The 13,747-nt window shown below is 40.9% G+C and carries 12 protein-coding genes and 1 pseudogene; 5 read left to right on the forward strand and 8 right to left on the reverse strand.

Annotation, left to right across the window (positions count from 1 at the left end):
• Window positions 1–73 precede the first annotated feature (73 nt).
• The 5 genes and pseudogenes from xerA to polA form a co-directional block, all read right to left on the reverse strand.
• On the reverse strand, window positions 74–1,183 hold the full coding sequence (gene xerA, locus ACPUEN_RS14035) for a site-specific tyrosine recombinase/integron integrase (protein WP_425636527.1): 1,110 nt from the start codon (window positions 1,181–1,183) through the stop codon (window positions 74–76).
• A 145-nt stretch (window positions 1,184–1,328) separates the two neighbouring features.
• Window positions 1,329–1,481, reverse strand: a pseudogene (locus ACPUEN_RS14040) (DNA repair protein RadA); the annotation flags it as partial.
• Window positions 1,482–1,517: 36 nt separating this feature from the next.
• Complete coding sequence (locus ACPUEN_RS14045) at window positions 1,518–2,003, reverse strand: mechanosensitive ion channel domain-containing protein (protein WP_425636528.1); 486 nt, start codon at window positions 2,001–2,003, stop codon at window positions 1,518–1,520.
• A gap of 175 nt (window positions 2,004–2,178) precedes the next feature.
• A complete protein-coding gene (radA, locus tag ACPUEN_RS14050; protein WP_425636529.1) occupies window positions 2,179–3,552 on the reverse strand; it encodes a DNA repair protein RadA in 1,374 nt (457 codons plus the stop codon).
• A 267-nt stretch (window positions 3,553–3,819) separates the two neighbouring features.
• The gene (gene polA / locus ACPUEN_RS14055; RefSeq protein ID WP_425636530.1) at window positions 3,820–6,648 is read right to left on the reverse strand and encodes a DNA polymerase I; all 2,829 of its coding nucleotides are present in this window, start codon (window positions 6,646–6,648) and stop codon (window positions 3,820–3,822) included.
• A 162-nt stretch (window positions 6,649–6,810) separates the two neighbouring features.
• Between polA and ACPUEN_RS14060 the strand changes: the two genes are divergently transcribed.
• On the forward strand, window positions 6,811–7,125 hold the full coding sequence (locus ACPUEN_RS14060) for a hypothetical protein (protein ID WP_111609506.1): 315 nt from the start codon (window positions 6,811–6,813) through the stop codon (window positions 7,123–7,125).
• Window positions 7,126–7,182: 57 nt separating this feature from the next.
• Here ACPUEN_RS14060 and ACPUEN_RS14065 read toward each other — a convergent pair whose 3' ends face one another.
• The gene (locus tag ACPUEN_RS14065; RefSeq protein ID WP_425636531.1) at window positions 7,183–7,623 is read right to left on the reverse strand and encodes a hypothetical protein; all 441 of its coding nucleotides are present in this window, start codon (window positions 7,621–7,623) and stop codon (window positions 7,183–7,185) included.
• A gap of 69 nt (window positions 7,624–7,692) precedes the next feature.
• Here ACPUEN_RS14065 and ACPUEN_RS14070 point away from each other — a divergent pair, with 69 nt between their 5' ends.
• Window positions 7,693–9,372 carry an amidase gene (locus ACPUEN_RS14070; protein WP_425636532.1) on the forward strand — a complete coding sequence of 560 codons (1,680 nt, stop codon included), beginning with the start codon at window positions 7,693–7,695 and terminating at the stop codon, window positions 9,370–9,372.
• A gap of 66 nt (window positions 9,373–9,438) precedes the next feature.
• On the opposite strand, the gene ACPUEN_RS14075 is transcribed toward ACPUEN_RS14070, so the two are convergent.
• Together ACPUEN_RS14075 and gpmI are read right to left on the reverse strand one after the other, a co-directional pair.
• A complete protein-coding gene (locus tag ACPUEN_RS14075; RefSeq protein ID WP_425636533.1) occupies window positions 9,439–10,008 on the reverse strand; it encodes a hypothetical protein in 570 nt (189 codons plus the stop codon).
• Window positions 10,008–11,531: a 2,3-bisphosphoglycerate-independent phosphoglycerate mutase gene (gpmI, locus tag ACPUEN_RS14080; protein WP_425636534.1), complete on the reverse strand. Its 1,524-nt coding sequence runs from the start codon at window positions 11,529–11,531 to the stop codon at window positions 10,008–10,010. Before gpmI ends, ACPUEN_RS14075 begins: the two co-directional genes overlap by 1 nt.
• A gap of 137 nt (window positions 11,532–11,668) precedes the next feature.
• Here gpmI and ACPUEN_RS14085 point away from each other — a divergent pair, with 137 nt between their 5' ends.
• The 3 genes from ACPUEN_RS14085 to ACPUEN_RS14095 all read left to right on the forward strand — a co-directional run bounded on the left by ACPUEN_RS14085 (window position 11,669) and on the right by ACPUEN_RS14095 (window position 13,747).
• Window positions 11,669–12,067 carry a DUF4783 domain-containing protein gene (locus ACPUEN_RS14085; protein ID WP_425636535.1) on the forward strand — a complete coding sequence of 133 codons (399 nt, stop codon included), beginning with the start codon at window positions 11,669–11,671 and terminating at the stop codon, window positions 12,065–12,067.
• A gap of 358 nt (window positions 12,068–12,425) precedes the next feature.
• On the forward strand, window positions 12,426–13,283 hold the full coding sequence (gene nadC / locus ACPUEN_RS14090) for a carboxylating nicotinate-nucleotide diphosphorylase (RefSeq protein WP_425636537.1): 858 nt from the start codon (window positions 12,426–12,428) through the stop codon (window positions 13,281–13,283).
• Between the two features lie 59 nt (window positions 13,284–13,342).
• The gene (locus tag ACPUEN_RS14095; RefSeq protein WP_425636538.1) at window positions 13,343–13,747 is read left to right on the forward strand and encodes an META domain-containing protein; all 405 of its coding nucleotides are present in this window, start codon (window positions 13,343–13,345) and stop codon (window positions 13,745–13,747) included.

Consider the following 13,747-nt stretch of genomic DNA (forward strand, 5'->3'; position numbering starts at 1 on the left):
TTATTGCTGTACCTTTTGTATCCATACTTGCCTAAATTGGTCAAGTATATGCACCTTTGGTAACTTTTATTTTTTATAGGTCGTCAAATGGACTTCGTATATTTTGAAGGCTTTTCTGACTGACATGCGTATAGATCTCAGTAGTTTTACTGGAATTATGCCCTAATAATTCTTGAATAAACCTCAGGTCAGTACCACTTTCCAAAAGATGAGTAGCGTAGCTGTGCCTCAACCAATGCAAGGTAACTGGCTTTTGGATTTTAGCTTTTTTCAATGCTGATTTCAACACCTTTCGCAAACTCCCTTCACTGTATTTTTCTCCTGAGTGTTGACCTTCAAATAAATACACGCTTGGTTTTTCGAATCTGTAATATATCCGAAGCAATTCTACTACTTTTTCGCTTATAGGTACCATGCGATCCTTCTTTCCCTTGCCTTGATTTACTCTGAGCATTCCGCGATTTGAGTCAACATCTTCTGGCTTCACGTTCAAAAGCTCCGAACGTCTCAGTCCACAAGCATAAATCAAACTAAGCATTGTGCTATGTTTTATGTTCTGATGTGCTTGAAGGATTGCTTTCACTTCTTCTTTACTAAGCACATGTGGTAGTAATCTAGGATGCTTTGGTCTTTCGATTGCTATGGGTTCTAATTTTCGCTTTAATCTAGTTGAAAAATATAGTTTCACCGCATTGATTACGAGTGATTGAAAAGATGCAGAGTAGTTGTTTTTAATGATGTAGTCTTTATGGAAGTTTTCCAAATCCGCATTGCTGATTTCTGCTGGATTCTTGTTTCCCGTAAACCTCAAAAATAGGCTTAGGCTATGTACATAATTTCGGATTGTGGATTCGGAGTAACGCCTATTACGCATCCAATCTGTAAATTTCTCGATTTCTTGAGCTATTCCAGTATCTATCGCCGGCAAAGCTATTTTTTCCTGCTTGGTTATTTTCACTTTCTTAAACTGCGAATAGTCTATCCATGCTTTTTGCTTGAAAAGGTTTAGTAAGTGAGAAGTTACTTCATCTGAATAAGGGATCGCCCATGCTTTTAATTTAGGCTGCCAAGCCGCGCCAGGGACGGTCTTGATCAGTTCTTTGAGTTCCTGATCATATGGAAATTCGAGTAGCACAATGGGCTTCCTTTTGATTTCTCCATTTCTTATAAAAATTGTTTTCATATGTCCTTCTTCAAAAAGTATCTTTAAGTTATACCATAGGAAGTTCAAATCAAACTTTTATATTCTCTTCTATAATTCTCCAGAAGGATCTGTTCTGAAGCTTTGGTCTATGTATCCACAGACCAATTTCCTGGTCTTATTAACCCTAAAAAATCTTCTGATAAACCTCCTCCAATTTACTCACCGGCATCACTGCGATTTTGTATTTATCCAGATCCAAGCCTTTCACAGCGTATTTGGAGACAATGATCTTTTTGAAACCAAGTTTTTCCGCTTCTGCAATACGCTTTTCGATGCGCTACTCCGATAATTGGGACTTTCGTTAATAGGCTTTTTATTCTACTGTGATCTTGGTTCCTTTCTGCAAAAACACATTATTGGGCACCATGATTTTTTCGTTTGTACCTGTTTTCAAAATCACGTAAAACAAGCCTATATCAGAAACCTTCCCTTTGATCTCATAATCTTTATCAAGAATGGTAATTGACTCTCCTAGTTTCACAGGATGGCTGATGAATATGATCAAGGCCGAAGATATATTGGATAGAATAGACCACTGTGCAACTAGCGCAATACCTACAACTGTCAATACGGAGGTGATAAACGTGAGTAGTTTAGACTGCTCAACTCCCCATACAGCAACCATCACGATAAGTAAGGTTATGAAAATAAATAGGTTACTAAACTTCAAAATCGGTCGTATTCTATATTTCGAATAGCTGTACTTATCTTGAATTTTTGAAAGAAATTTTACAGTTGCAAATCTTATTACAAAGAAGGAGGCAATGGCAATTAGCGTTTCTATTACTCTGATATCCATCTAGGTATGTTTTATGAGATTTCTTACTGTATTGGTAACCGTGTAAATTTCTTGTTCTCTTTATTCACTGACTTGTACCTGTACTGCTTAGCTTCTCTAGTCCTAAGCTCAATTCTAATATAGGGCTTCCTTGCCGGTAGTTAGGTCTCCACAGTCTATTTAGCACTTGAAATTCCTAAAAAATCTTCTGATAAACCTCCTCCAGTTTACTTACCGGCATTACTTCGATTTTGTATTTATTTAGACCCAAGCCTTTCACAGCGTATTTGGATACGATGATTTTTTTGAAGCCTAGTTTTTCCGCTTCTGCAATACGATTTTCGATGCGATGAACCGCCCGTATTTCTCCACCCAAACCAACTTCAGCTGCGAAGCAAATCTGCTCCGAAACCGGCGTGTCTTCATAGCTGGAAATCAAGGATGCGCAAACGGCCAAATCCAAAGCTGGATCATCCACTCGAAGCCCTCCCGCGACATTCAAAAATACGTCTTGCTGACCAAGTCGCATTCCGCCTCTCTTCTCCAACACTGCCAACAGCATATTCAATCGCTTGGAATCATGACCAGTGCTACTTCGCTGGGGAGTTCCATAAGTGGCTGGACTGACTAGTGATTGGATTTCTATGAGTAAGGGACGGTTACCTTCCATCATTGCTCCGATAGCCACGCCGTTCAAGACTTCTTCTCTTTGTGTCAATAGAATCTCGGAAGGATTCGCGACTGGGCGAAGTCCTTCCACGCGCATCTCGTAGATTCCAAGTTCATGGGTAGATCCGAAGCGGTTTTTGGATGTTCTTAGAATTCTGTAGCTCATGTGTCTATCTCCTTCAAACTGCAACACCGTATCCACCATATGCTCCAGCACCTTTGGTCCTGCGATAGATCCGTCTTTGGTGATATGGCCGATCAGGAAAACAGGCGTTCCGGTTTCCTTGGCAAATTTCATGAGTTCCGCAGTGCATTCCCGCACTTGGGAAACAGATCCGGCGGCGGATTCTACATACTGCGAAGTCAAGGTTTGGATTGAATCTATCACCAGCAAATCAGGTTTCAAAGCTTCAATTTGCTGGAAAATCTGCTGCGTATTCGTCTCCGAAAGCACATAACAATCTGGGTTTTTTGCCGACATTCGATCAGCCCGCATCTTGATCTGTGCTTCGCTTTCCTCCCCAGAAACGTAGAGTATCTTTTTGCCTTCTAGGATCAAGGCTATCTGAAGCATCAAAGTGGACTTGCCAATTCCAGGTTCTCCACCGATGAGAACCAGTGATCCTGGCACTATTCCGCCACCGAGTACTCGATCAAGTTCATCATCACCCGTCACATACCTTGCTTGCTCCTCATAATTTACCTCCTGAATTTTCTTTGGAACGCTGGCTTTTTTGGTGCCTGAAGAAGGTGTTTTCCAAGATCCTTTACCAGATTCCTCCTTTTGAACTACTTCTTCCACATAGGTATTCCATTCTCCACAGGCAGGGCATTTGCCAAGCCATTTCGGGCTTTGGGCCCCGCAGTTTTGACAGAAGAAAGTGGTTTTTATTTTAGCCATTTGGAGGTATAAATTACGAAATACTATTTTTGATTTACGGGGTTTGCTGGAACCTCGGAGATTTTTATAAGTAGTAAGGTTTTCCTTCTATAGATAACATTAGGTGGAGCCTACCTTTATGGAATCAATTGTTGAGGTTCAATTTTAGGTATTCCCCCTTTCAAAGGGGGTTAGGGGGATTTATTTCAATCTTCCAATTTCAAATAATGAACATAGAATGATGAATGCCGAAGTACTTGATACTTATGTCTAACGTCTAGATACTTACTAGTGCGCCTGCAGCCAATCCGTTCCTGTTCCAACCTCAACTTCTACCGGCACAGCCATTTTGATGGCATTGGACATCAGTCCAGGTACGTTGGCTTTTAGAATTTCTACTTCGTCTATGTGTGCATCGAAGACCAATTCATCATGAACCTGTAGGATCATTTTGGACTTGAGGTTTTCCTTTTTCATCCACTTGTGCACATCGATCATGGCTACTTTGATCAAGTCGGCTGCCGAACCCTGAATTGGTGCGTTGATTGCGTTTCGCTCGGCAAAGCCTCTCATAGTTGCATTTCGGCTATTGATATCTCGCAAGTATCTACGACGACCGAGGATGGTCTCTACATATTCGTTTGTTTTAGCTTTTTCTATCGCTCCATCCATGTATTCTTTCACTGCTGGGAATTCTTTGAAATAGGAATCAATAATCTCTTTGGCTTCACCTCGCGGAATTGAAAGTCGCTGGGAAAGTCCGAAAGCAGAAATACCGTAAATAATCCCAAAGTTGGCTGTTTTGGCTTTTCTACGCATATCCGAAGTAACTTCTTCCAGGGGCACTTGGAAGATCTTTGCAGCTGTAGTTGCGTGAATATCTCGTCCAGTTTTGAAGGCTTCAATCATGGATTCATCACCCGAGAAAGCAGCCATAATGCGCAATTCAATTTGGGAATAATCCGCTGCCAGAAGAATGTGATTTTCATCCCTTGGCACAAAAGCTTTACGAATTTCACGCCCTCTTTGAGTCCGGATAGGAATGTTTTGAAGGTTAGGATTGATAGAAGAAAGTCGACCTGTGGCTGCCACAAACTGATTGTAAGTTGTATGAACCCGACCAGTTTTGGAATTGATCATGGTTGGAAGCGCATCCACATAAGTTGATTTCAACTTCACCATCTGGCGGAAATCCAGAATGTTTTGGATGATTTCGTGTTCATGGGCAAGTTTGCTCAGAACTTCCTCTCCAGTTGCGTATTGCCCGGTTTTAGTCTTTTTGGCTTTTGGATCTAGTTTTAATTTATCAAAAAGGACTTCTCCCAATTGCTTTGGCGAAGCCAAATTAAACCGAACTCCCGCCATTTCATAGACTTTGTTCTCGATCTCCTTACTTTCTTTTTCTAAGAGAATTGACATTTCGGCCAGACTTTCCATGTCTATCCGCACTCCCTCAAATTCCATATCCGCGAGCACGTTGATCAGAGGATTTTCAACCTCATCAAAAAGTTTTTCCAGGTTGTTTTCCTTCAGCAAAGGATCAAATTCTGCCTTCAATCTCAGTGTAATATCTGCATCCTCAGAAGCATAAGCGGTGACTTCATCTTCATTCACATCACGCATATTTCCTTGATTCTTGCCTTTCTTGCCAATCAATTCTGTGATGGAAACTGGCTCATAATTCAGGTATTGCTTTGCCAACCAATCCATGGAATGCTTGCCATCCGCATCGATCAGATAATGCGCGAGCATGGTGTCATATAGGACTCCTTTGACTTCCACATCGTAATTCTTGAGTACCAAGATATCGTATTTGATGTTTTGGCCGATTTTCAAAATGCCTTCGTTACTAAATACCGGTTTCAAGAGAGCCAAAATTTTCAGTGTTTCCTCACGACTTTCTGGACAAGGGATGTAATATGCTTCACCCGTAACATAGGCGAAGGAAATCCCGACCAATTCTGCTTCCATTGGATTTACTGAAGTAGTTTCAGTATCAAAGCACAGCTCTTTTTGGATCTCCAAAAACTCAACGAGCTCTAGGATTTCAGCTTCTCCTTTGACTTTATGATAATTCTGGATATTACTATGAATGGTGTCTGGGGCTTTTTGTTCTACCACATTTACCGATTCCTCTTCAAATTCTATCGCAGGTGAGGAAGAAGCAGTGGGAGCCGGAGCTTCACCAAAAAGTCCTAACTGATCATTTTTCTGAACTGCGGCCTTTTTGTCTGTGCCTTTGAAAACCCGCGAAGCCAGCGTGCGAAACTCCAGTTCGGTAAAAATTGCACGGACTTTTTCTTCGTCAATACCCTCGTATTTTAAATCTTCCTTGACATAGGTAATTGGCACATCGCATTTGATCGTCGCCAGTTCCTTAGAGAGAATCCCCTGTGCGGCGAAGTTTTCCACATTCTCCTTTTGCTTGCCTTTTAGGTCAGCTGTATTTTTCACCAACTCTTCTATTGTCCCGTAAGTCTTCAGAAGTTTGACGGCTGTTTTTTGGCCTATACCAGGAATTCCAGGAATGTTATCCACAGCATCTCCCATCAACCCAAGAATGTCACGAACCTGATCCACTCGCTCGATATCCCATTTGGCACAGATCTCTTTTGGACCCATAATGTCTACACCGTTACCCATGAAAGCAGGTTTGTAGAGAAAAATATGATCGTCCACGAGCTGCCCATAATCCTTGTCAGGAGTCATCATGTAAACCGTAAAGTTTTCCTTCTCAGCCTGCTTAGCCAAAGTCCCGATCACATCATCAGCTTCGTAGCCATCCAGTTCCAAAATCGGAATATTGAATGCCTTGACGATTTCTTTTACCCAAGGAATGCCAACCCCAATGTCTTCGGGCTGCTCCTGCCGGTTGGCCTTGTAGGGTTCGTACTGTATATGTCGGAATGTTGGGGCGTGAGTATCAAAAGCCACCCCAATGTGGGTAGGTTTTTCCTTATCTATAATCTCAAGAAGCGTGTTGGTAAACCCCAGCATAATTCCTGTGTTGAGTCCTTTTGAATTTATTCTCGGGTTTTTGCTGAAGGCAAAATGCGCTCTGTAGATCAGCGCCATGGCATCAAGTAAAAAAAGCTTACAAGGCTGTTTTTGGGACATTTTTGGATTATTTTTGGTGAAAAGGCGATCGTATTTTAGCTGTGTAAGTTACAAATTTTCGGCTAGCAGACTTCCAAAAGTTGGTGATATCCAGAGATACTACGACAGAGTTTGGCTATAATTTTGACGATACTCAAAACCAGACCATAAACAAACAACCGTATGAAAAAATTATTCGCAATTCTCGCACTGGTATTTTCCGCGCACATGCTAGTAGCAGCGCCAACCAATGATGAAGACTCTAAAAAAGAGAAAACTGAACTAACGGAAGCTCAAAAGGAGCGACTAGCCGAAATCCAAACTAGAGTGGATGAAATCAAAGCGATGGACTTTAGTGAAATGAGTAAAGAAGAAATTAAGGATGTTCGTAGTGAGCTTAAGGATATGAAAGAGGAAGCCAAACGAGCAGGAGGTGGAGTATATATCTCTGTAGGAGCAATTATTATTATTTTACTTCTATTGATTTTGTTGACCTAAGTAAAAACTAAATCGTCATGAGTGAAAAGGGAAGATCGTTGCTGATCTTCTCTTTTTTTATTTTTCTGTATTCTGAGCGAGGTAACTCTTTACCTGACACCCTCTTAAAAACACCACAATGAGGGGAATTAACCATATAATCTCATTAAAAATCAACTGAAAAGCAGTTCGTTTATTCCACCCCAGATCCGGTAGGAATCCCAAGAAAAACCAGATTGCCAAAATTATTTTTCCAGTAATTCCCGCAATTATCAGATATACCCAACTAATGGGATAAAATGCACTAAAGAATATAAGCAGGCCCACTAAAATCCCAAATCCTCCATAATAGGTCACAGGTAGAGATGCTTCGATCAAGTTTCCATCAGCGAACCAATTGACAATAGATCCTCCCATGAGTCTGAAAATGGCAGACCAGGCAATTGTGTACATTCCGGTTAAGAGAAGAATTCCACGAAAGGACATGGGGAATACAGGAAAGGAAGGATTTTGATCCATTGGTTGATTATATTGGGTGATTGAACATGCACTTAGCATTCTTAGATTACATTATTACAAAACTATTCAATGGAATCAAAAAACACAGTTTCTTCATCGGCTTTTATCCTTGTCGCGGCGGCAGGCTGCTTACTTCTAGGTTTTACACTAGGTAGAAATACTGGTGAAATTACACCACTTTCTATCGAGGGAGCTTCAGAGCTATTTGGTTTGTCTTTTACCCAAGCAGAGAAAGACAGTATGTTGGGATCATTAGAGAACCAACGCAATAGATATGAAACTTTGCGAGAAGTAAAGTTAGACAACTCAGTAGCACCTGCTTTGGTTTTCAATCCGCTGCCCTCGGGATTTCAACCGGATCAAATACAAAAGCAACTAGACTGGGGCTTGGCAGCAGAGATAAGTTTGCCTGCTAAAGAATCCGACATTGCTTACATGCCAGTTCATGAGCTCGCAGTGTTGATCAAATCCAAGAAGATATCCAGTGAGCGACTGACAAAAATCTACCTGGACCGTATCAAAACCTATTCAGACACACTTCAATGCTTGATCACTTTAATGGAGACTTCTGCATTGGAAAAAGCTAAGGAGATGGATGCGGAGTTGGCTACTGGAAAATATCGTGGTCCCCTTCACGGGATACCTTATGGAATCAAGGATCTTTTGGCTGTAAAAGGCACCAAGACGACTTGGGGAGCTATGCCATATAAAGATCAGGAAATTGATATGACAGCTACCGTAGTGAATATGTTGAATGACGCCGGTGGCGTACTGGTGGGTAAATTCACGCTTGGGGCCTTGGCAATGGGAGATGTGTGGTATGGCGGAGTGACCAAAAACCCTTGGAATCTGGAGCAAGGAGCAAGTGGATCTTCCGCAGGCTCAGCTTCGGCAGTTAGTGCTGGCTTAGTTCCTTTCGCCATTGGCACAGAAACTTTGGGATCCATCGTATCACCTTCAACTAGAAATGGTGTAACTGGCCTTAGACCAACTTATGGTCGGGTTAGTAAGAATGGTGCAATGGCCTTAAGTTGGTCAATGGATAAAATAGGGCCAATATCCAGATCAGCTTTAGATGATGGGATTGTCCTCTCGATAATCAACGGAGAAGACGCAATGGATGCCAGCACCATAAAATCAGCATTTAATTTCTCATCAAAAACAGATGTAAAAAAGCTAAAAGTTGGCTACTTCAAAGCCTATTTTGAGGGGAATGGATCTGGCTCCCAAAACAATCAAGATGTACTGGATTTGTTGAGAAATCAGGGATTTGAGTTGCATCCAGTGGAGCTAAAAACTTCTGTAAATCCCCGAGCAATTCAAATAATGTTATCTGTGGAAGCTGCTGCAGCTTTTGATGAGTTGACTAGAAATGGCTGGGATGATCAACTGGTAGCGCAGCACAAAAATGCCTGGCCAAATTCATTTCGCTCGGCAAGGTTTATTCCAGCTGTCGAATACGTACAAGCAGCCAGACAAAGGACTATCCTAATCCAGGAAATGCACGAAATCATGAAGGATTATGATGTGATCGTAACTCCAAGCTTCGGAGGAGCGCAGCTACAGATCACTAATCTGACTGGGCACCCTGCACTTTGCCTTCCAAATGGCTTTAGTGAATCAGGAAGTCCAACTTCTATTACGCTGTTGGCCAATCTTTTCGAAGAGGAGAAACTGGTAATGCTCGGAGACTTAATTCAAAAAAACAGCGACTGGCAGGCTAAACGACCTCCAATGTTTGACAAATAATTGATGAAAAAAGAAAGGACTGAAGATAATCTTCGGTCCTTTCTCTATTTCTTCCAGAAGTCCTTTTCAATTCGGAACTATTGTTCCTTTGATCTTCATATCATTCTCATCTAAAAACCAGATCTTCTGAGACGTCTCTATTGAATAGCGGTCTATCAACTTGGTAGAAGTATCAATGTATATCGCTGCCAAGGTAGTGGTGGAATAGAATAAGTTATCATCAGCTATTTTGATTGAAACACTACTAACAGCATCATTTTCATAGGTGACTTTGATGTATTTTACTTTTTCCTTTGATTTTGGTGGCGCTTCATGAGTCAGAAGATCATCTGAAGTTGAAGTTTTATACGATTGAAGCATGGAAGCCTTATTGATATCAGCTTCTATGAAAATACTGAATTCTTCCTCCAAATCCTGAATAGAATAAACCACAGAGACCTCATTTTCTTCCTCTTGAATCTGAGATACTTTGGTTACTTCTACGCTATCAAGTTTTTGAATATTCTCTTCGACAAATCCTTTAAGATCGAAGTACGGATCTTCTTCAATTGCAGTTGAGATTTCACCCACGCAGGAGAAAAGCCCGAAAACGGCTAGAAAGATAATCCCGAAGGAAAAACTTTTGGTTTGCATCATTAAGTCAAAAGGATATTTCCAGTCATATCGGCTGGCTTTTCTATTCCCATCAGTTTAAGAATCGTAGGTGCCAAATCGCCAAGTTTTCCATCATTAATGGTAAGCAGGTCATTTTTGTCCACCATGATGCATGGTACCAAGTTAGTAGTATGCGCTGTGTTCGGAGTGCCATCTTCATTGATCATCATGTCGCTATTTCCATGATCTGCTATGACTATAATGGTGTAGTCGTTTGCCAAAGCGGTCGTGATCACGCTATCAGCACAGGCATCTACCGCTTCACAAGCTTTCACAGCTGCATCGAAATCACCCGTGTGACCTACCATATCCGCATTTGCGAAGTTGAGACAGATGAAATCAGCACTTTTCTTTTTCAACTCGCCATTGATTTTGGAAGCGATTTCAAAAGCACTCATTTCAGGTTTAAGGTCATAGGTTGCTACTTTCGGAGATGGGCAAAGTAGTCTGCTTTCACCATTGAATTCTGATTCTCTTCCACCGGAAAAGAAGAAGGTTACGTGAGGATACTTCTCAGTTTCAGCGATTCTGATCTGCTTTTTATTCGCTCTTTCAAGGACTTCGCCTAGGGTATTATTCAGATTATCTTTTTCGAAGAGAACTTCTACTCCTTTGAAGGTAGCATCGTAATTAGTAAAAGTGACGTAGTCTACATTCAACTTTTTCATATTGAAATCTTCGTAATCACGCTGAGTAAGCGCCTGAGAGATTTCTCTTCCTCGATCAGTTCGGAAATTGAAGCAAATCAAAAGATCACCCTCCTCTATTGTCGCCAAAGGCTTATTATCTGCTCCAACATGGATGATTGGGCGAATAAATTCATCTGTAACTCCATTTTCGTAGGATTTACGCATGGCAGCAATGATGTCTTTGGATTTTTCACCTTCACCTTTTACCATCGCATCGTAGGCAAGCTTTACCCGCTCCCAACGATTGTCTCTGTCCATGGCATAATATCTTCCTACTACGGAAGCAATCTTACCAGTAGAATTAGTCAAATGAGCCTGAAGATCTTCTAAATATCCAATGCCACCTTTTGGGTCTGTATCTCTTCCGTCTGTGAACGCATGAATAAACACATCATTCATCCCATTGAATTTAGCTGCATCACAAAGTCCTTTCAGGTGTGTAATATGTGCATGTACTCCGCCATCTGAAAGTAATCCCATGAAATGAGCTTTCTTGTTTGCGGCTTTGGCTTTGGCAAATGCTTCTACCAAAACTGGGTGGGTATTTAGCTCTTTATTCTCTACGGCGAGGTTGATTTTCACTAAATCCTGATATACCACTCGACCCGCACCGATGTTCATGTGGCCCACTTCGGAATTGCCCATTTGGCCTTCAGGTAGGCCAACTGCAAGACCAGAAGCTTCCAGTTTTCCATGAGGATACTTTGTGTAAAGACTATCTACAAAAGGGGTTTTTGCTTTGTCAATCGCAGAAACAGAAGGATTGGTGGCTATTCCCCAACCATCCAAAATCATTAAAAGTACTTTCTTATCCATACCGCAAATATATTATAATTAAGAGTAAAGTCGTCCCAAAATACTGATAACAGAAAACTTCCCAGACATGCACTTGGTAAACTGATAAATGCAGTACATGATTCCGTTTTTGGCTTAGTATTTGCCTAGCATGGACTATGACCTCAATAGTAAGTTTAATCGTTTCGATATTCCTGTTTATTCAGTTTCCAGAAATGGAATTTGAGAACGTGGATTCTATAGAAACGATCATATCTGCAATTGATAGTGGTTCTAGCAGCGATTTAGCCAAATACTTCGATTCCAGTATTTCCTTAAATGTTAACGGACAGCAGGGAGATTATTCTAAAAATCAGGCAGAAGTTGTATTAAAAGATTTTTTCAAGAAAAACCCATCAATGGGCTTTAGCCTTGTTTTCCGAAGTGAAAATAACCCAATACTGAGTTCCTATATTGGTGATTATCAGACAGGTCAAGGTATGTTTAAGGTTTTTATAAAAGTATCTCAACAAGCTTCTGAAATCAAAATTTACAGTTTGGAGTTTGTGAAAGGATAAGGAGTTTTTCTAATTTTTTTTACAGCCAAAAAGAATAGCATTTTAGAGGTTGAATTAATTCTTACTCAGTGGAGATTGGTGGATCAAAAAAATATTTTTCTTTCGATCATTGATAAACTATACATGATTGTCCCAGCTGGACAATTGGTCGGTAGTTCAACCGATTAAAAGGTCTTCATCACGTTCCATTGGAACGTATGATGATATATGGTTTACCAGACGTTCCTACGGAACGAATAAATAAAAACCCACATTAATTCTACCGACCAGTCGTTCCTACGGAACGAAATCTATCCTACTCTAAAAGAAATTTGAGCTATAACCCCGTTACAGGAGCTTCAAATCCCTATTTTTGGGCATGAAACCAACTTATCTCACCGAAGAAGCCATTTCCACATTTATCGCCGCTGCTTTTCTAGAGGATATAGGCCCAGGTGATTACTCTTCACTTTCTTCGATTCCCGAGGGAAAAACCGGGCAGGCAAAACTCCTTATCAAAGACGATGGTATAATAGCGGGTATCGAGTTGGCAGAGAAGATTTTTAAGACTTTTGATCCAAATCTCGAAGTCGAGTTGCTGGTCAAAGACGGTGATGAGGTGAAATACGGAGATATCGGACTAATAGTAAAAGGTCCTTCTGCTTCGATACTTTCTTCGGAGCGCTTAGTGCTTAATTGCATGCAGCGGATGAGTGGCATTGCAACTTTGACACACCGACTCACGCAGCAGATCATCCACACCAAAGCTCGACTGATGGATACCCGAAAGACTACCCCGAATTTCAGATTGATGGAAAAGTGGGCTGTACACATCGGCGGAGGAGTAAATCATCGATTTGCGCTTTATGATATGGTGATGCTGAAAGACAACCATGTGGATTTTGCGGGAGGAATACCTCAGGCAATCGAGCGATGCAATGCATACTTAAAAACCAATAATCTGGATCTTCGAATTGAAATAGAAACCCGTAATCTGGATGAAGTCAAACAAGTGCTCGCAGTAGGTGGAGTAGATCAGATCATGCTGGATAATATGGATTACGCTACTATGCGTGAAGCTGTAGCTATGATTGGGAATCAATATAAAACCGAAGCTTCAGGAGGCATTACCGAGGATACACTTGTAGATGTGGCTGAGTGCGGAGTAGATTATATTTCCATGGGGGCATTGACACATTCGGTGAAAAGTTTGGATATCAGTCTAAAGGCTTTTTAAACTAAGAATTCGGAACAATTGGCATGATTTAGGCCTTATAAGTAGTAAATCACCCAATTATGAAAAATATATTCTTTGCGTTCACCCTTCTTATTTTAGCTTCATGTAGTCCCAAATCTTATCCTGATAAAAATTGGGAAGGCAAACAATGGACTCTTGTGGAGATCATGCAAGTACCAGTTCAAACTTCAGGTTCAGAGCAAGATGCTCATTTGATTTTTGATTCCCGACAAAGTATGATTTCTGGAACGGGGGGTTGCAATCGTATTTTTGGTTCTTACGAAATAGGGAAGAAAAACATGTTAGAATTTGATGAAATAGGTTCAACCAGAATGGCTTGTCAAGATTCTCCTTTCGAAAACAAATTTTTGGAAGTCCTCAAATCTGTGCGCTATTATCAGGTAAGTGCTGGAGAACTTTTGCTTAAAAATGGGAAAAAAGATGTCATTCTCAAGCTTCAGTAA

Source organism: Algoriphagus yeomjeoni (assembly GCF_049821175.1).
Lineage (GTDB): Bacteria > Bacteroidota > Bacteroidia > Cytophagales > Cyclobacteriaceae > Algoriphagus > Algoriphagus yeomjeoni_A.

Coding starts and splice junctions, on each gene's coding strand:
- ACPUEN_RS14095 (WP_425636538.1), top strand. CDS start 13,343: ATGAAAAATATATTCTTTGCGTTCACCCTTCTTATTTTAGCTTCATGT.
- radA (WP_425636529.1), bottom strand. CDS start 3,552: ATGGCTAAAATAAAAACCACTTTCTTCTGTCAAAACTGCGGGGCCCAA.
- ACPUEN_RS14085 (WP_425636535.1), top strand. CDS start 11,669: ATGACCTCAATAGTAAGTTTAATCGTTTCGATATTCCTGTTTATTCAG.
- ACPUEN_RS14060 (WP_111609506.1), top strand. CDS start 6,811: ATGAAAAAATTATTCGCAATTCTCGCACTGGTATTTTCCGCGCACATG.
- ACPUEN_RS14075 (WP_425636533.1), bottom strand. CDS start 10,008: ATGATGCAAACCAAAAGTTTTTCCTTCGGGATTATCTTTCTAGCCGTT.
- ACPUEN_RS14070 (WP_425636532.1), top strand. CDS start 7,693: ATGGAATCAAAAAACACAGTTTCTTCATCGGCTTTTATCCTTGTCGCG.
- ACPUEN_RS14045 (WP_425636528.1), bottom strand. CDS start 2,003: ATGGATATCAGAGTAATAGAAACGCTAATTGCCATTGCCTCCTTCTTT.
- xerA (WP_425636527.1), bottom strand. CDS start 1,183: ATGAAAACAATTTTTATAAGAAATGGAGAAATCAAAAGGAAGCCCATT.
- polA (WP_425636530.1), bottom strand. CDS start 6,648: ATGTCCCAAAAACAGCCTTGTAAGCTTTTTTTACTTGATGCCATGGCG.
- gpmI (WP_425636534.1), bottom strand. CDS start 11,531: ATGGATAAGAAAGTACTTTTAATGATTTTGGATGGTTGGGGAATAGCC.
- nadC (WP_425636537.1), top strand. CDS start 12,426: ATGAAACCAACTTATCTCACCGAAGAAGCCATTTCCACATTTATCGCC.
- ACPUEN_RS14065 (WP_425636531.1), bottom strand. CDS start 7,623: ATGGATCAAAATCCTTCCTTTCCTGTATTCCCCATGTCCTTTCGTGGA.